Annotated in this window: 16 protein-coding genes; 9 read left to right on the top strand and 7 right to left on the bottom strand. The window is 68.3% G+C overall.

From position 1 onward, the window contains the following. Window positions 1-30: 30 nt before the first annotated feature. Genes ACXIZN_RS07350 through ACXIZN_RS07315 form a run of 8 tightly spaced genes read left to right on the top strand, consistent with a single transcriptional unit; the run spans window position 31 to window position 9325 of the window. On the top strand, window positions 31-1626 hold the full coding sequence (locus ACXIZN_RS07350; protein WP_457953214.1) for an N-acyl-D-amino-acid deacylase family protein: 1596 nt from the start codon (window positions 31-33) through the stop codon (window positions 1624-1626). Continuing rightward, window positions 1623-3011 (top strand): GntP family permease, encoded by a 1389-nt coding sequence (locus ACXIZN_RS07345; protein WP_457953213.1) that lies wholly within the window; start codon window positions 1623-1625, stop codon window positions 3009-3011. Before ACXIZN_RS07350 ends, ACXIZN_RS07345 begins: the two co-directional genes overlap by 4 nt. A gap of 27 nt (window positions 3012-3038) precedes the next feature. Beyond that, window positions 3039-4169: a lactonase family protein gene (locus ACXIZN_RS07340; protein WP_457953212.1), complete on the top strand. Its 1131-nt coding sequence runs from the start codon at window positions 3039-3041 to the stop codon at window positions 4167-4169. Window positions 4170-4180: 11 nt separating this feature from the next. Further along, entirely contained in the window at window positions 4181-5464 is a 1284-nt protein-coding gene (locus tag ACXIZN_RS07335; RefSeq protein WP_457953211.1) for an extracellular solute-binding protein, read from the top strand. After that, window positions 5465-6424, top strand: a complete 960-nt coding sequence (locus ACXIZN_RS07330) for a carbohydrate ABC transporter permease (protein WP_034321570.1) — start codon at window positions 5465-5467, stop codon at window positions 6422-6424. Then, a complete protein-coding gene (locus tag ACXIZN_RS07325; protein WP_126734061.1) occupies window positions 6415-7281 on the top strand; it encodes a carbohydrate ABC transporter permease in 867 nt (288 codons plus the stop codon). Before ACXIZN_RS07330 ends, ACXIZN_RS07325 begins: the two co-directional genes overlap by 10 nt. Before the next feature lies 1 nt (window position 7282). After that, entirely contained in the window at window positions 7283-8695 is a 1413-nt protein-coding gene (locus ACXIZN_RS07320) for a beta-N-acetylhexosaminidase (RefSeq protein WP_457953210.1), read from the top strand. A 57-nt stretch (window positions 8696-8752) separates the two neighbouring features. Continuing rightward, window positions 8753-9325, top strand: coding sequence for a hypothetical protein (locus ACXIZN_RS07315; protein WP_457953209.1), 573 nt, complete (start codon window positions 8753-8755; stop codon window positions 9323-9325). Here ACXIZN_RS07315 and ACXIZN_RS07310 read toward each other — a convergent pair whose 3' ends face one another. The 7 genes from ACXIZN_RS07310 to ACXIZN_RS07280 form a co-directional block, all read right to left on the bottom strand. Beyond that, window positions 9326-9868: a hypothetical protein gene (locus ACXIZN_RS07310; RefSeq protein ID WP_457953208.1), complete on the bottom strand. Its 543-nt coding sequence runs from the start codon at window positions 9866-9868 to the stop codon at window positions 9326-9328. Next, window positions 9865-10944 carry a DUF5005 domain-containing protein gene (locus tag ACXIZN_RS07305; RefSeq protein ID WP_457953207.1) on the bottom strand — a complete coding sequence of 360 codons (1080 nt, stop codon included), beginning with the start codon at window positions 10942-10944 and terminating at the stop codon, window positions 9865-9867. The genes ACXIZN_RS07310 and ACXIZN_RS07305 overlap by 4 nt, the downstream gene beginning before the upstream one ends. 344 nt (window positions 10945-11288) lie before the next feature. Beyond that, window positions 11289-11837 carry a snapalysin family zinc-dependent metalloprotease gene (locus ACXIZN_RS07300; RefSeq protein WP_126734066.1) on the bottom strand — a complete coding sequence of 183 codons (549 nt, stop codon included), beginning with the start codon at window positions 11835-11837 and terminating at the stop codon, window positions 11289-11291. Window positions 11838-11990: 153 nt separating this feature from the next. Then, window positions 11991-12941: an alcohol dehydrogenase catalytic domain-containing protein gene (locus ACXIZN_RS07295; RefSeq protein ID WP_457953206.1), complete on the bottom strand. Its 951-nt coding sequence runs from the start codon at window positions 12939-12941 to the stop codon at window positions 11991-11993. Between the two features lie 18 nt (window positions 12942-12959). Next, window positions 12960-13325: a MerR family transcriptional regulator gene (locus ACXIZN_RS07290; RefSeq protein WP_457953205.1), complete on the bottom strand. Its 366-nt coding sequence runs from the start codon at window positions 13323-13325 to the stop codon at window positions 12960-12962. Window positions 13326-13361: 36 nt separating this feature from the next. Continuing rightward, window positions 13362-14030, bottom strand: a complete 669-nt coding sequence (locus ACXIZN_RS07285) for a response regulator (RefSeq protein WP_457953204.1) — start codon at window positions 14028-14030, stop codon at window positions 13362-13364. Further along, window positions 14027-15631, bottom strand: a complete 1605-nt coding sequence (locus ACXIZN_RS07280) for an ATP-binding protein (protein ID WP_457953203.1) — start codon at window positions 15629-15631, stop codon at window positions 14027-14029. Before ACXIZN_RS07280 ends, ACXIZN_RS07285 begins: the two co-directional genes overlap by 4 nt. 206 nt (window positions 15632-15837) lie before the next feature. On the opposite strand from ACXIZN_RS07280, the gene ACXIZN_RS07275 reads away from it, so the two are divergent. After that, complete coding sequence (locus ACXIZN_RS07275) at window positions 15838-17157, top strand: cation:dicarboxylate symporter family transporter (protein WP_457960470.1); 1320 nt, start codon at window positions 15838-15840, stop codon at window positions 17155-17157. The last annotated feature ends 61 nt before the right edge of the window (window positions 17158-17218 follow it).

Raw genomic sequence — 17218 nt, 5'->3', positions numbered from 1 at the left:
GTCCTCCACCGCCGCAGAGGAAGAATCGCCATGGACATCGTTGTCCGCTCCGCACTGGTCGCCGACGGCACCGGGGATCCGCTCACCAGGCACGACGTGGGCATCACCGACGGCCGCGTCGCCAGTGTCGCCGAACCCGGCTCGCTCGCGGGCCGCCGCACCATCGACGCCGAAGGGCTCGTGCTCGCGCCCGGGTTCATCGACATGCATTCGCATTCCGATCTTCAGCTGCTCGCCAATCCGGATCACCTCGCGAAGCTCTCCCAGGGCGTCACAACCGAGGTGCTCGGGCAGGACGGGCTCTCCTACGCGCCCGTGAACGACGAGGTCCTCGCCGCGCTGCGCCAGCAGCTCGCCGGGTGGAACGACGATCCGGCCGGTTTCGACTGGAACTGGCGCTCGGTCGGCGAATACCTCGACCGGCTGGACACGGGGGTCGCGGTCAACGCGGCCTATCTGGTGCCGCAGGGCACCGTCCGCATGCTCACCGTCGGCTGGGAAGACCGGCCCGCGACCGAAGCCGAGATGAACGCGATGAAGGAACTCATCGCGACCGGGCTGGCCGAGGGCGCGATGGGCATGTCGTCCGGGCTCACCTACACACCGGGCATGTACGCGACCACCGAGGAGCTCGTCGAGCTCTGCCGGGTCGTCGGCGAGCGCGGTGGCTTCTACAGCCCGCACCACCGCAGCTACGGCAAGGGCGCGCTCGAGGCGTTCGGCGAGATGGTCGACGTCTCCCGCCGCTCGGGCTGCCCGCTGCACCTCGCGCACGCCACCATGAACTTCTCGGTGAACAAGGGCAAGGCGCAGGATCTGCTGGAGCTGCTCGACCGGGCGCTCGACGACGGCTGCGACATCACTCTGGACACCTATCCCTATCTTCCCGGCGCCACCTACCTTTCCGCGCTGCTGCCGAGCTGGGCCACCGAAGGCGGCCTCGACGCCACGCTCGCCCGGTTGTCCGATGTGGACACCCGCGAGCGGATCCGCGCCGAGATCGAGGAGACCGGCTCCGACGGCGCGCACGGCGTGCCGATCGACTGGGACGCCATCGAGATCAACGGTGTCCGCCGGGACGAGAACGCCCACCTCGTCGGGCATTCGGTCGCCGCTTCGGCGCAGCGTGCCGGGAAACCGGCCGCGGAGCTGTACTTCGACGTCCTGCTCTCGGAAAAACTCGGCACGTCCTGCCTGATGCACGTCGGGCACGAGGAGAACGTCCAGGCGATCATGCGGCACCGCACGCACACCGGCGGCAGCGACGGGCTGCTCGTCGGGGCGCGGCCGCATCCCCGCGCCTGGGGCACGTTCCCGCGCTACCTCGCGCGTTACGTCCGCGAACTCGGCGTCCTCGACCTCGCCGAATGCGTCGCCCACCTCACCGGCCGCGCGGCACAGCGCCTGCGGCTGACCGACCGGGGTCTCGTCCGCGCCGGATACGCGGCGGACCTCGTGCTGTTCGACCCGGAAACCGTCGCCGACACCGCCACGTTCGACGAGCCGCGGCAGCAGGCCGCCGGTATCCCCTATGTCTTCGTCAACGGTGTCGCCGCCATCGACGATGGTCAACCGACCGGCGCCCTCGCCGGCCATTCACTGCGGAACCCCGGGAGTGCCCGATGATCGACTGGCTCCAACACACGACGGGAGGTCTCCTGACCCTCGCCGCCGTCTCGATCGCGGTGTTGTTGTTCCTCATCATCAAAGTCAAACTCGAGCCCTTCATCGCGCTGATCGTGGTCGGCCTGCTGACCGCGCTGGCCGCGGGCCTGCCGGTCGGCCAGATCGTCGGATCGGCACAGAAGGCGTCGGATTCCCTGCTGGAAAAGGGTTTCGGCGGGATCCTCGGCCATATCGCCGCGATCATCGGGCTCGGCACCATCCTCGGGTCCATTTTGGAGCGTTCCGGCGGAGCGAGGGTGCTCACCGGCGCGCTGCTGCGGGCCATCGGCGAGAAGCGGGCCCCGCTGGCGATGGGTCTCGCGGGTTTCGTCTTCGGCATCCCGGTCTTCTTCGACATCGGCATCTTCGTGCTGGCGCCGCTGGTCTACGTGGCCGCCAAACAGGGCGGCCGTTCGCTCGTGCTGTACGCGCTGCCGCTGCTCGCCGGGCTTTCGATCACGCACGCGTTCCTCCCGCCGCATCCCGGCCCGGTCGCCGCGGCCGGTCTGCTGCACGTGGAACTCGGCTGGATCATCCTGATGGGCCTGGTCTGCGGTATCCCGGCGTTCCTCGTCGGCGGCGTCGCGTACTCGACCTGGATCGGCAAACGCGTCGACGTGGAGGTCCCCGCGGAATTCCTGGTCGCCGAGGAAGAGGGCGAAAAGGAAACGAACCCGCCGTCGCTCGGCCTGGTGCTGGGGATCATCGCCGTCCCGCTGGTGCTGATCCTCGCCGGAACCTTCGGCAGCATCTGGCTTCCGAAGAATTCGGCGCCCGCCGGCGTCGCCGCGTTCATCGGCACCCCGGCGGTCGCGCTGACGATCTCGGTCCTGCTCGCGTCCTGGCTGCTCGGCCTGCGCCGCGGCCTCACCGGCAAGGATCTGAGCGAGCTTTCGGCGAAGTCGCTGCGCCCGGTAGCGATGATCCTGCTGGTGGTCGGCGCGGGCGCGTTCTTCGGCGCCGTGCTGTCCGCCACGGGTATCGGCAAGGCCGTCGCGGGTTCGCTGGACAACGCCGGTCTCCCGGTCATCCTGGCCGCGTATGTGATCAGTTGCGGGATGCGGATCGCGCAGGGTTCGGCGACCGTCGCGATCGTGACCACGAGCGGAATCGTCGCGCCGACAGTGGCGACGCTGGGCTATTCGCAGATGCAGCTCGCCCTGCTGGTCGTCGCGATTTCGGCGGGTTCGATCATCGCCTCGCACGTGAACGACGGCGGTTTCTGGATCATCTCGCGGTACTTCAACATGACCGTGCCGCAGACCCTGAAAACCTGGACCGTATTGGAAACCGTCCTTTCCGTTTCCGGTTTCGGCGTGGCAGCATTGCTCATGGCAGTGGTTTAAACCACCTGACGACTGGGAGAGATCACGATGACCGGACTGGATCGACGCACCTTCCTCGGCGCCGTCGGAGCGGCTGGACTCACCACCGTTCTCGGTTCCCACCTCGCGAACGCCTCCGAACAGACCTGCGGACCGAAGGGAACCGGGGCCATCTACGTCAGCAGCTACACCAGTTCCGGACACGGACTCGATGTCGCTCACCGGGACGCGGCGACCAACGCGCTCGTCGTCGACCGGACGATCCCGGGAGTCAGCAACGCTTCCTGGTTCGACATCAGCGCCGACCGCAAAACGCTCTACGTGACGAACGAGGACGAGAACGGCCAGATCTCCTCGTTCAGCCTGGCCGATCCGGCGAAACCCAAGCTGCTCAACAAGAAGTCCGCCAAGGGCCAGCACCCGACCCATCTGAGCGTCCATTCGAGCCAGAAGTACGTGCTGGCCGCGAACTACAGCAGCGGCAGCGTCGTCGTCCTCCCGATCCTCGCGGGCGGGAAACTCGGCGACGTCGTCGATCTGGCCCAGCACAAGGGCGCCGAGCGTCAGGCGCACGCGCACCAGGTCGTCAACGATCCGACCGGCAAGTGGGTACTCGCCGTCGACCTCGGCGCGGATTCGGTCTATGTCTACAAACTCGACGTCGCCACCGGAAAGCTCAAGCTGAACCAACAGCTGAAACTCCCGTCGGGTGCCGGGCCTCGGCACCTGGCGTTCCACCCGAACGGCAAGTACGCGTACATCCTCGGCGAGCTGCGTGCCGAGGTGACCGTCGCGGCGTGGAACCCGGCCACCGGGAAACTCACCGCCGGACAGGTCGTCCCGGCCGTTCCCGCGGGCACACCCGGCGCGCAGTACCCGGGTGAGATCACCACGTCCAAGGACGGGAAGTTCGTCTACGCCTCCGTCCGCGGCTCCGACACGATCGCGTCGTTCGGCGTCAGTGAGGACGGGAAGTCCTTGAAACTGCTGAACAACGCGCCCGTGGGCGGCGTGTACCCCCGTCACTTCACCCTCGACCCGACCGAACGCTGGTTCTACGTCTCGAGCGACAAGTCCGGCACCCTCAGCTGGCTGCCGCGCGATCCCGGTACCGGTCTTCCAGGGGCCGTCGCCGGGAAACTGGCGCTCCCCCAGGTCAATTCCGTCTTTTTCGCCTAAGGAGAAAACCCATGAGAACTCGCGTCCTCATCGCGGGCCTCGCGGCCGTCGGCCTCGTGGCAGGCTGCGCGCCGGCCCAGAACACCCCAGCCGCGAGCGGCGGTGACGAGAAGACCGGCACGATCCGGGTCTGGCTGTTCGACGAGGCCAACCGCGCGCCCAAGGAAGCGGCGGTCAAGGAGGCGATCACCGAGTTCAAGGCGGCGCATTCGGGCGTCGAGGTCGACGTCCAGTGGATTCCGGTGGAGGGCCGCGCGGACAAGTTCTCCGGCGCCTTCAACGATCCGGCGAGCGCGCCGGACGTCGCCGAGTTCGGCAACACCGACGTGTCCAGCTACGCCGCCACCGGCGCGCTGGCCGACCTGACCGGCGACCTGTCGTCGTGGAAGGAAGGGGCCGACATCCTGCCCGCGGTACTGGAGACCGCGAAGTCCGGCGGCAAGACCTACGGGCTTCCGTGGTTCACCGGTATCCGCGCGTTGTACTACCGCACGGACCTCTTCGCCGAACTCGGCCTGAAGCCGCCGACGACGCTGGCGGAGCTGACCGAGACCGCGAAGACGATCCGTGCCAAGAAGCCGGAGCTGTACGGCATTTCCGTCGGTGGCAAGTACACCTACGCGATGCTGCCGTTCCTGTGGGCGCACGGTGGCGAGATCGCCAAGCAGGACGGCGACAAGTGGAAGTCCACTGTGGACTCCGAGCAGGCGAAGGCAGGCGTCGCGGCGTACGCGAACCTGCTGAAGGCGGACATCTGCCCACCCGAGCAGTGCGCCAACCTCACCGGCACGCAGAGCATCACGGCGTTCGCCGGCGGCAAGGCCGGGATGTCCATCGGTGGTGACTTCAACCGCAAGGCCGTCGAGGCGGGCCAGGTGAAGGGCAAGTACGCGATCATCCCGATCCCGGGCACCGAGGCGGGCAAGATCGCCCCGGCGTTCGCGGGCGGCAACCTGCTCGGCGTGTTCAACGCGACCAAGCGCAAGAGCCTCGCGGTCGAGTTCACCCAGCTCCTCGGTGGCGCGAAGTACCAGGAGAAGATGTACGTCGCCATGGGCAACCTGCCCACCCTCGGCAGCGTCCAGCAGAAGCTCGCCGCGAGCGACCCGTCGGTCAAGCCGTTCGTCGACACGCTCACCGCGGGCACGAAGTTCGTCCCCGCCACCGCGGCGTGGTCGAAGATCGACGCGCAGAACGTCCTGCCCACCGCGATCCAGCAGATCGCGACCGGCGGCAAGGATCCCGCGGCCGCGCTGACCGCGGCCGCCGCCGAGATGAACAAGGCGTTCGGCTAAGTGGTCACGAAGGAGATCCCCCGCACCACGGCTCCGGCCGTCCCGGCACGGCGGTCGCCCCGCCGTCGCCGGGACGGGCGGGCCGCCCTGCTCTACCTGGCCCCCGGCGGCATCCTGCTGCTGGCGATGCTGGTGTACCCGATCTACCAGCTCGTCCTGATCTCGTTCTACGACTACGGCCAGCCGCAGGCGGTCGGCAACGCCCCGCTGGTGTTCCTCGGCTTCGGCAACTACGTCGAACTGCTGGAGAACCTGCAATTCTGGGAGGTGCTGGCCAAGACCCTCGGGTTCACCGCGGTCTGTGTCGTCGGCAGCCTCGCGCTCGGGACGGGGCTCGCCGTACTGGCGACCCGGGTCCGCGCGTGGGCGCGCGTCCCGCTGTTCCTGGCGGCGCTCGCCGCGTGGGCGACGCCGGCGATGGCGGGCTCGTACGTCTGGCTGTTCCTGTTCGACGCGGACTTCGGCCTGGTCAACGAGGTGCTTTCGGGCATCGGCTTCACCGGGATGGCGAACCACTCCTGGACCTTCGACACCTACAGCACGTTCGGGCTGGTGGCCGCGGAGGTCATCTGGTGCTCGTTCCCGTTCGTCATGGTGACGATGTACGCGGGGCTCAAGGGAGTGCCGGAGGAGGTCGTCGAGGCCGCGTACCTCGACGGCGCGTCGACCTGGCGCACCACGTGGTCGATCACGCTGCCGATGGTGCGGCCGCTGCTGACCATCGCCACCATCCAGTCGATCATCTGGGACTTCAAGATCTTCACGCAGATCTACGTGATGACCAACGGCGGCGGCGTGGCCGGGCGCAACCTCGTGCTCAACGTCTTCGCCTATCAACAGGCCTTCGCCGGACAGGAATACGGTCTCGGCGCGGCGCTCGGAGTCGTGATGACCTTGCTGCTGCTGTCCATCACCGGGCTGTACGTCCGGTCGCAACGCCGGAGCGCGGGATGGGTGTGACCGCGGGCCGCCGGGTCCACAAACCCGGGAGGCTGATCGCCGAGATCATCTGCGTGGTGATCGCGGGGATGGTCGCCTTCCCGGTGTACTGGATGGTGCTGTCGGCCTTCAAACCCACCGGGCAGATCCAGGCGGAGAACCCCCGGCCCTGGACGCTCACGCCGACGCTCGAACACTTCGAACGCGTGCTGAGCGGCGAAGGCTTCGCGATGTTCTTCCTGAACAGCGTGATCGTCGCCGTCGTGGTGGTGGCGTTGTCGCTGCTGCTCTCGTTCCTTTCGGCGGTCGCGCTGACACGGTTCAACTTCAAGGGCCGGACCGTGCTGCTGGTGATGGTGCTGGTGGCGCAGATGGTGCCGGTCGAGGCGCTGACAATCCCGCTGTTCTTCCTGATGCGGTCGGTCGGCGACGTCGCGCCGGCGTTCGGCACCAACCACCTCGGCTCGCTGATCCTGGTGCACCTGGCGTTCAGCCTGCCGTTCGCGATCTGGATGCTGCGCGGTTTCGTCGCCGCGGTACCGCAGGAGCTGGAAGAGGCCTCGAAGATCGACGGGGCGAGCCGTATGCGGTTCACCTGGCAGATCCTCTTCCCGCTGGTGGCGCCCGGTCTGGTGGCGATCAGCGTGCTGGCGTTCATCCACGCCTGGAACGACTTCCTGTTCGCGAAGACGTTCATCATCTCCAACACCGAGAACCAGACGCTCCCGCTGGCGATCCTGGTGTTCTTTAAACCGGAGGACACCGACTGGGGCGCGGTGATGGCGGGTTCGACGCTGATGACCATCCCGGTGCTGGTGTTCTTCATTCTCGTGCAACGACGACTCGTGTCCGTCATGGGCGGCGCGGTGAAGGGTTGACATGCCTGGCTTCGAAACGTTGCTCCCCCGTCCCGTCTCGGTGGAACCCTTGCCGGGACAATGCCCAGTACCGTCCGAAGTGGACGTGCGCCGCGACGACCTCCTGCCCGCCGAGGGTTACCGGCTGGAGATCGATCCGTCCGGTGTGACACTGCACGCGGCCGACGCGGCGGGCGAGTTCTACGGTCGCCAGACACTCCGGCAGCTGATCGGGCCGGACGCGTTCCGGGCCGCTCCGATCCACAGTGGACAGCAGACGATCCCGTGCGGCGTCGTCACGGACCACCCGCGGTTCGGCTGGCGAGGCTGTCTGCTGGACGTGGCAAGGCACTTCCGAACCAAGGCCGAGGTGCTGCGGTTCATCGACCTGATCGCCGTGCACAAGCTCAACGTGCTCAACCTGCACCTGACCGACGACCAGGGCTGGCGGATCGAGATCCCCGAGTTCCCCAGGCTGACCGAGGTCGGCGGCTGGCGGAAGTCGTCCATGGTCGGACGGCACGACGGTCCGGAGCGGGACGGGCGGCCGCACGGCGGGTTCTACTCGGCCGACGATCTCCGCGAGATCGTCGCTTACGCCGCCGCGCGTTCGGTGACGGTGGTCCCGGAGGTCGACATCCCCGGGCACGCACGGGCCGCGATCACCGCGTACCCCGAGCTCGGCCCGGAAACCGACGAGCCGTGGGAGGTGTGGACGAGCTGGGGCATCAGCACGTCACTGCTGAACACCGATCAGTCCACTGTGGACTTCTTCAAACGCGTCTTCGACCACGTGCTGGAGATCTTCCCGTCCGAGGTCATCGCGCTCGGCGGTGACGAGGTCCCTGGTGCGACCGAAGAGCACGGCCGATTCGTCCGCGAGATCGCGCAACACCTGGTCGATCGGGGGCGTCGTCCGCTCGGCTGGGACGAAGTACTCGAAGCGGGCGACCTACCGCCGATGGTCATCGGCTCGTGGCAGAGCGAAGCGGCCGGCGCCCGCGCGGCGGCCGCCGGGCACGACGTCGTCATGTGTCCCGAGGAGCACGTGTACCTGGACCACCGGCAGTCCGATCACCCGGACGAACCGATCCCGGTCGGGTACCTGAGCACGCTGGAGAGCTTCTACGGCTACGAGCCGGTGCCCGCCGATTTCCCCGAGGGGAAGTCGATTCTCGGCGCGCAGGCGCAGGTGTGGTCTGAGCATCTCGACACCGTGCGGCGGGTGGATTACGTCGCGTTCCCGCGTCTGTGCGCCTTCGCCGAGGTGGCGTGGAGCGAGCCGGACGGGCGGGACTACGCCGAGTTCCTGCCGCGTTTGCGGGACCACCACCTGCCCCGGCTGGACGCGCTGGGCGTCGAGTACCGGCCGCTCGACGGGCCGCATCCCTGGCAGACGCGGCCCGGAGTCCCGGGGCGGCCGCGGCAGCGGTGAACGCGTGATCGCCCCCGTCCTTGCGCCTCGCGCCGGGAAGGGGGCCATCATGGGGTGATGAGTGATCAGTGGGTCGACGCCTCCCAGCTTCCTGAAGAACTCGTAGCGCTCATCGGCACCCTCCGCCCCGGCGAGAACGTGCTCATCACCCGGAACGGCGAGACCATCGGGACGATTTCCGCCGCTGCCCGCGAAGAACCTGTGCGTTCGGCGGACTCCGACGACATCACGGTGGTGGCCACCGCCATGAAGCTGTCGGCGACGGCCCGGAATGCGCTGTCCGAGCGGCTCGGCCCCGGCTACCTCGTGCTGGACCTGCGTTCGGCTCCCCCGACCGTCGACGTCCTGCTGGTCCCGCCGGGCAGCCCGCAGTTGATCGGCAATTTCCGCGCGCTGTATCCGAAGGCCCGGATCGTGCTCACGGAGATCGAGGACGCCGAGCTCGGCGTCAAGTACGAGGGCCCGGTGCGCCGCCTGCTCGACGCCGGCGCGGAGGCGTACCTGCCGTCGAGCACGATTCCGCGGCTGGCGGAGCAGCTGGACCGGACCATGAGCCGGCTGAACCAGCTCACCGGTGACTCGCCGGTCCCCCTGACCATCGAAGGGCAGGGAGGCCGCGCGCTCGAATGATCAGTGAAAGCCGAAGTCGCCGATGTTCAACCAGCTCACGCGATCGTCCCAGCTGTCCCAGAAGACCTGTTTCCCGGCGTTCCGGTAGCGATGGCGGTATCCCATCAGCTCGCCGGTATCGAAGCTCTCCTCGACGAGATCGGGCGTTCCGAACACGCCGAGGAACTCGTCACGAGACCGCAGATACCCGAAGTGCGCGAGAAGACCACGCTCGGCACCGTAGAAGGCGAACCCGGAGACCGTTCCGCCGACGATCCGGTAGCTGAATTTGCCGGAAAAGTGAACGATTCCCTCGGTTTCGACGGCGTTCTCGACCACCTCTTCACGAGAGAGGGGCTCACCGTCCGCGCCGTAGTACTCCGTGGCCCGGCCGCTTCCGCCGATCGAGCGGTGGACGATCGGCGAGAGCGTGACCTCGATGACGCTGTCGCGGGTGACGGTGTCGGCGGCTTTCGACCCGTAGCGGGCGCCGGCGAGGCTCAGGTCGCGCGGATCGACATCCGGCCGGGTGAGGACGTCGAGGTCGTCGAGTATCTCGATCACTCGATGAAGCGTAGGGCAGGCGGCCAGGCGACCTCGACGAACCGCGGCCGGTAGATCCGCGCGTCCGCGATGTTGTCGGCGTGATCCAGGCTGTTCACGTTGTACGAGACCGTGAGCTTCCCGGGACGGCTCAACTGCGGATGCGCCGTCGCGTCGTAGACGATGCGCCGGTCACTGGCTTCGGGCGCCCGGTGGAGCACGACGGGACGGCCGAACGGGCCGGTCGGCGAACTCGCGGTGTAGGCGAGCATCACGGGGCTGAAGCCGGGACTGGTGTCCATGGTGATCAGCACGTATTCGCCGCCGACACGGTTCACCGAAAACGCCGTCCCGACCCCGGACAGCATCCGGACCGAGTCCTCCTCGTGGGGCGACCAACCGGCGCCGGTCCAGAACCGCCACGGTCCGCGAAGTCCTCCGCCGGGCACCCTGGCGAGCCTCAGATGGCCTTGTTCGGCACCGTAGATGTAGGTGTGGCCGCCGTCTTCGAGCAGCTCCGATCCCCACGCGACCTTCTCGCTCACCGGGATCACCAGCAGCTCGGACGGCGTCAGCGCGGGCAGCCGGAAGGTGGCCAGCGACGTCCCGGTGCCCCGGAAGTCCAGGCCGCCCGGACCCGTCGTCCGGTAACGGTTGTAGAGCACCCGCAGGACGTCGCCTTGGACGACTCCGTCACCGACCCAGTAGTGCTCGCCGGAACCCGCGAGCCCGATCAGCGCCTCCGGCTCGTCCGGGGTGCCGCCGTGCAGCGTCTCCCCCAGCGTGCCGTCCGGACGCTGGACGACCAGGGTGTTGCGGGCGATCGGGCTGTCCCGGGGGCGGCTGTGGTCGGGATTCACCGTGCCGAGGAACGTGTCCGAGAACAGCCACGCGGTGCGGCCGTCGGGAAGCGGGACCGACACCGTGCGATCCCCGCCGGTCCAGTGGCCGCCCTGATCGCCGTAGTCGTTCCAGAGTTCGTTCAGCCCGGCGACGGGAGCCACCGGCGGTGGCGGCGCGGAGGCGATCCCGCTGCTCGCCACCACGGCGCTGAACAGCAGCGCCGCCGGTACGAGAATCCTCGACGCCCGGCGCATCGGATCATGCTAAAGGCGACGGGGATTTTGTACGACCCTTGTGCGCCATCCGCGGGATGTCCTGAAACTGCTTTCCGTGGCGCTGTCGCGAAAGCCACTTTCGGGACACCAGACGTCTCGAAAGTGGCTTTCGCNCGCATCGGATCATGCTAAAGGCGACGGGGATTTTGTACGACCCTTGTGCGCCATCCGCGGGATGTCCTGAAACTGCTTTCCGTGGCGCTGTCGCGAAAGCCACTTTCGGGACACCAGACGTCTCGAAAGTGGCTTTCGCGACATGCTCACCAGGGCCGCGGCCGGGCCGGGCACCCACCGGCACCGAATGGCACGAGGGACCCGAAGCGTCAGTTGTAGATGCGCTGCATGACACCCGCCGCGACGAGCCCGTTGGCCCACAGCGAGTTCACCCGCGAGACCTCCTGGGCGTTCGGCTTCGCGTTGGTGCAGGACGGGCCGGGGCCACCGCCGGACATCAGCTCGGAGCACGGGCCCTGGTAGTTGTCCGGCAGGCCGAGCGCGTGGCCGGTCTCGTGCGCGGCGATCCGCGTCTGGTCGTACTCCCGCGCCTGCGTGTAGTCGATGAAGATCGTGCCGCGGCCGTGGCCGTCGGTCTCGGCGTACGAACCCGAGGGGTCGTTGCCCTCGGTGTAGCGCAGGGTGGCGCCCGACGAGCTCTCCTGCAGCTTCACGTTGGACACCGAGTTGTTCCAGTTCGCCACGCCCGCCTGGATGGCGGCGCGGAAGCTGGGCGCCCCGGAGGCGTCGTAGTAGACCGTGGTCGCCGCCGCGGTCTGCTGAGCAGGCTGGACCGCCGCCGTGGCCTGGCCCGCGGTGACCGGGACGGCCAGCAGCGCCAAGCTCACGGACGCGGAGACGAAGAACTTCCTTGCCATGGACCCACTCCTTGTCAGGACAACGGAATGGTTCGTGAATTTAGAAGTCCCGGCCGGGGCCCGGCACCAACTTTCGTCGCTTCCGGCAGCTGGTGATTTACCAACACTTTCGCCCTATTGACATGCACGTGTTCGCATACGACTATGCCGGGCTCAAGGCCGGAGCACCAGCTTTCCCGACGTCGCCCGCGCTTCGAGTTCCGCGAGCGCCTTCGGCCCGTCCGCGAGGTCGTACACCGCCGGCGTCCCTGGCACGCAGACCCAGGCCGCGATCAGGGCACGCAGTTCGTCCATCAGCTCCGCGAAGATCGCGGGCGCGTGCTCGATCAGGACGCCGAGATGCAGCCCGATCACGTGGATCTGATGCCGGAAGTTCAAGTCCCGGTTGGTGATCGCGACCTCTCCCCCGGCGACGCCGTAGACCACGACGCGTCCGGTGACCCGTTTGGCCGCCGCCAGACTGGCGGAGAAAGCCGCGCCGCCCACCGATTCGAGCACGAGGTCCACGTCGCCCGTCTCTTCGCCGTAAGCGATCACCCGGTCGGCGCCCAGCGCCCGCACAGAGTCGTGCTTGCCCGGCGACGCGGCGCCGATGACGGTCGCCCCGTAGTGCTTGGCCAGCCGGACCGCGGCCTGGCCGACCCCGCCCGCCGCCGCCTGCACCAGCACGGTCTCACCGGCGGCCAGCCTGCCCAGCGGCTTGAGCGCGGCGAGCGCCGTGACCCAGTTCAGGATCAGCCCGATCGCCTGCTCGTCCGACCAGCCGCCGGGCACTGGTACCGCGCCGGCCGCGGACATGACCATGTACTCGGCGAAAGCCCCGCCGCCGGTCCCGACGACGTGGTCCCCGACCGCGGGCGTGGTCACCCCTTCCCCCAGAGCCACGACCTCGCCTGCCGCCTCGAACCCGGCGACGTACGGGGCTGCCGGGCCGCCCTCGTACGTGCCCCGCGTCTGCATGACGTCGGCGAAGTTGACCCCGGCGGCGGTGACCTTCAGCAGGATTTCACCTGGTCCCGGCACCGGAACGGGTGCGTCGGTGATCAAGTGGAGATCTTCGGGACCGTTCGAGGAGTTCTGTCGCAGCGCGCGCATCGAAGTCATGTCCGCACGCTAAAACCCTCACATTTGCGTGAGGGTCAAGTCGCGGAGGTACGCGTCGAGGGCCTCGCGATTGCGGGTCATGAGCGCGATCCGTCGATCGAGCACTTCCCGCTGCCGCGCGACCTCGCCGATCATGTACTCGCACGGCTCCTTCGGCCGGACCTCCTCCGGTCCGTCGAGGTACGGCAGGACTTCGCGGATCAGCCGCACCGGCAGTCCGGCGTCGAGCATCCCGCGGATCTGCAGGACGGCCTCGACCGAGCCTTCGCGGAAATCGCGATAGCCGTTGCCTTCGCGGCCGGGGCTGATCAAGCCCTCTTCCTCGTAATAGCGCAGCGCGCGGACGCTGACCCCGGTCTTCCGCGCGAGTTCGCCGATCTTCACGATCCCAAGGTAGCCCGCGGGTCGCGGTATAGGTCGTTATACGGTTTTCGGTTTGTACCAGACTTCGGGGCGGCCGACCTGGCCGTAGCGGGGTTCGCGCTGGGCGAGGCCGTTGTCGGCGAGGTATTCGAGGTATCGGCGCGCGGTGACGCGGGAGGCGCCGATCGCGGTCGCGGCCGCCCCGGCGGAGAGGCCGTCCGCGGCCGAGGCGAGGACCTCGGTGATCGACTCCAGGGTCTGCGCGCTCATCCCCTTCGGCAGGACCTGCCGCTCGGTGGTGTGCAGGGTGCCGAGCGCGCGATCGATCTCGGCCTGTCCGGTGACCTCACCCGAAGCGCCGTGGAACTCGGCGTAGCGCTCGAGTTTCTCCCGCAGGGAGGCGAAAGTGAACGGTTTCAGCAGGTACTGCACCACGCCGACCGACACGGCGGCCTTCACCAGCGCCAGATCCCGCGCCGAGGTCACCGCGATGACGTCGATCGGGAGCCCGGCCGCGCGCAGCGACCGGCAGACGGCGAGACCGTGCGTGTCCGGGAGATAGAAGTCCAGCAGCACCAGGTCCACCGGTTCGCGTTCGCAGAACCGCAGGGCGTCGCCGCCGGAGTGGACGACACCGGACACGGTGAAGCCGGGCATCCGCTCGACGTACACCCGATGCGCGTCGGCGGCCACCGGTTCGTCCTCGACGACCAGCACCTTGATCATCGCGCGGACTCCTTCGGCGGCAGGCGAACGGTGAACACCGCGCCCTCGGCACGGCCGACGTCGATCGTCCCACTGTGCCGCCGCACCGCCTGACCCACCAGTGCCAAGCCGAGCCCGTGCCCGTCCTCGGGTTTGGTGGACCAGCCGCGCCGGAACACGTCCTCGACGTCGTCCACGCCGGGGCCGGTGTCGGCGACCCGCAGCCACAGGCCCTCGGGGTCGGACCGCACGGTGACTTCGACGCCGGGCCGTCCACCGTCGCCGGCGTTCCCCGCCGCCGCGTCGATGCCGTTGTCGATCAGGTTGCCGAGGATGGTCACCAGGTCGCGTGGCGGGACACCGGTGTCCGCGTCCTCCATGACGGTGTCCGGCGTGATCGTGAACTCGACACCGCGCTCGCTCGCCTCCGCCGCCTTGCCCAGCAGCAACGCCGCGAGCACCGGTTCGGCGACCGCGCCGACCACGCGGTCGGTGAGTTCCTGCGCCAGCGCGAGTTCTTCGGTCGCGAACTCGACGGCCTGTTCGGGGCGGCCGATCTCGACCAGCGAAACGACGGTGTGGAGCCGGTTCGCCGCCTCGTGCGCCTGCGACTTCAGCGCCTCGGCCAGGCCGCGCACGGTAGTCAGTTCCCCGGTCAGCGCCTGAAGTTCCGTGTGGTCGCGCAGGATCACCACGGTGCCCATCGCCTTTCCGCGCGAGCGCACCGGCGACGTGCTGACGACGAGCACCCTGGCCTCGGTGAGATGGAGTTCGTCGGTGCGCTCCTCACCCGAGGTGAACGCTTCGACGAGATCCTCGGGAATGTCCAATGCGGACAGTTCGCGGCCCACCGGATCGTCGGTGACCTCCAGCAGCGCGCGGGCTCCGTCGTTGCACAGCACCACCCGCCCGTCGCCGCCGACGAGCAGCAGCCCCTCGCGCACGGAATGAAGGACGGCTTCGTGGTACTCGAACAGGTTGCTCAGTTCCTCGGGCGCGATCCCCCTGGTCTGCCGCCGGAGCCGGGCACTCACCAGGTAGCTGCCGATCCCGCCGACCACCAGCACCGCCACCGCGACGCCGATCAGCGGCCACAGCCGTTCCCTCAGTTCGGCGTCGATCGCTTCGACGGTGATGCCGACCGACACCAGCGCGACGACCTGTCCGGCGGCACCGTGCACCGGGACCACGACACGTTCGGACGGCCCGAGCGAGCCGGCGTAGGTCTCGAGCACCCTTCCGCCGCGTTGCGCCTCGCCGATGTTGCCGATGAACGGCTGCCCGATCAGCTCCGGATTCGGATGCGTGTAGCGGATCCCGTTCTTGTCCATGATGGTCACGAAATCCACTTCCGTGTCCGCGCGGACACGCTGCGCGAACGGCTGCAGCGTGGCAGTGGGCTCCGATGTGGACAGTGCGGCCAGCACCCCCGGCGCGTCCGCCACCGCTTCGGCGACCGCGATCACCTTGTCCTCCGCCCGGTCTTCGGTGGCCCGGACGGAATCGAGATAGGCGAAGGTCAGCCCCGCCGCGACAAGCACGAAAAGCACCACGAGCTGGAGAACCAGCAGCTGGCGGGCGAGACTGCCGCGCCTGGTCCGGATCCGCGTCGTCGAGGGCACCCGCTCATACCAGCACACCGTTCGCGGGGCCGCTCGGCGCGCCCGGCCGGAATTCCCCGGAAACCGCTCGCGCGAACTCAATGAACACAACCGTGACCCAGCTCACCTGTCCGGGTGATAGTGACCGGCGATCCCACGGACACCCCCCTGAGCTGGAGGCAAAGGTGCCTACAACGCCGGAAGCGGCGCCACGACGTCGCGACAAGATGCACTACCTGTACCTGGCCGTGATCGCGGCGGTGGTCCTCGGCGTCATCGTCGGGTTCGCCGCGCCGGATCTGGCCAAGGAACTCAAGCCGCTCGGCACGGGTTTCGTCAACCTGATCAAGATGATGATCTCCCCCATCATCTTCTGCACCATCGTCCTCGGTATCGGATCGGTGGCGAAGGCCGCGAAGGTCGGCAAGGTCGGGCTGCTGTCGCTCGGCTACTTCCTGATGATGTCGACCTTCGCGCTCGCGATCGGTCTCGTCGTCGGCAACCTCCTGCACCCGGGCGAGGGCCTGCACCTCGACCCCGCCGCCGCCGCGAAGGCGCACAAGCAGGCCGAAGGCGGCGAAGGCACCGTCGACTTCCTGATGGGCATCATCCCCACCAGCTTCGGTTCCGCGTTCACCGAAGGCCAGGTGCTGCAGACACTCCTGGTCGCGCTGCTCGCCGGATTCGCCGTGCAGAAGCTGGGCACCAAGGGTGAGCCGATCCGCCGCGGCATCGAGCACATCCAGCGGCTGGTGTTCCGGATCCTCGCCATGATCATGTGGGCCGCCCCGGTCGGCGCGTTCGGCGCGATCGCCGCGGTGGTCGGCGAAACCGGCTGGGGCGCGCTGCGCAGCCTCGCCGTCATCATGATCGGCTTCTACCTGACCTGCCTGGTGTTCGTGTTCGGCGTGCTCGGCTCGGTCCTGTGGCTCGGCGCGCGGATCAACATCTTCACCCTGCTGCGCTACCTGGGCCGCGAGTTCCTGCTGATCCTGTCGACCTCGTCGTCCGAATCGGCGCTGCCCCGCCTGATCGCGAAGATGGAGCACCTCGGGGTCTCCAAACCGGTCGTCGGCATCACCGTGCCCACCGGCTACTCGTTCAACCTCGACGGCACGGCCATCTACCTGACGATGGCGACGCTGTTCATCGCCAGCGCGCAGGACCAGCCGCTGGGCGTCGGCGAACAGATCTCGTTGCTGCTGTTCATGATCATCGCGTCGAAGGGTGCGGCGGGCGTCAGCGGCGCCGGGATCGCCACCCTCGCCGGCGGCCTCCAGTCGCACCGGCCGGAACTGGTCGACGGCGTCGGCTTCATCCTCGGCATCGACCGGTTCATGTCCGAGGCCCGCGCGCTGACCAACTTCGCCGGCAATGCCGTCGCGACCGTCCTGGTCGGCACCTGGACCAAGGAATTCGACCGCGACCAGGCCAACCGGGTCTTCAGCGGCCAGGCGCCGTTCGACGAAGCCACCCTGATCGACGACCATCCCGACACATCGCAGGATCCCGAAGGCGACAGGGAAAAGACCGTGGCGCACGCGTAGCGCCCGGCGGTGAACCGGAACCGCGGTGCGAGGGTCCCCCGTCCTCGCACCGCGGTTCCTT

The organism is Amycolatopsis sp. TRM77291 (assembly GCF_054166285.1).
The sequence above is the reverse complement of the archived record's forward strand: the minus strand, read 5'-3'. Positions and strand labels throughout refer to the sequence as shown.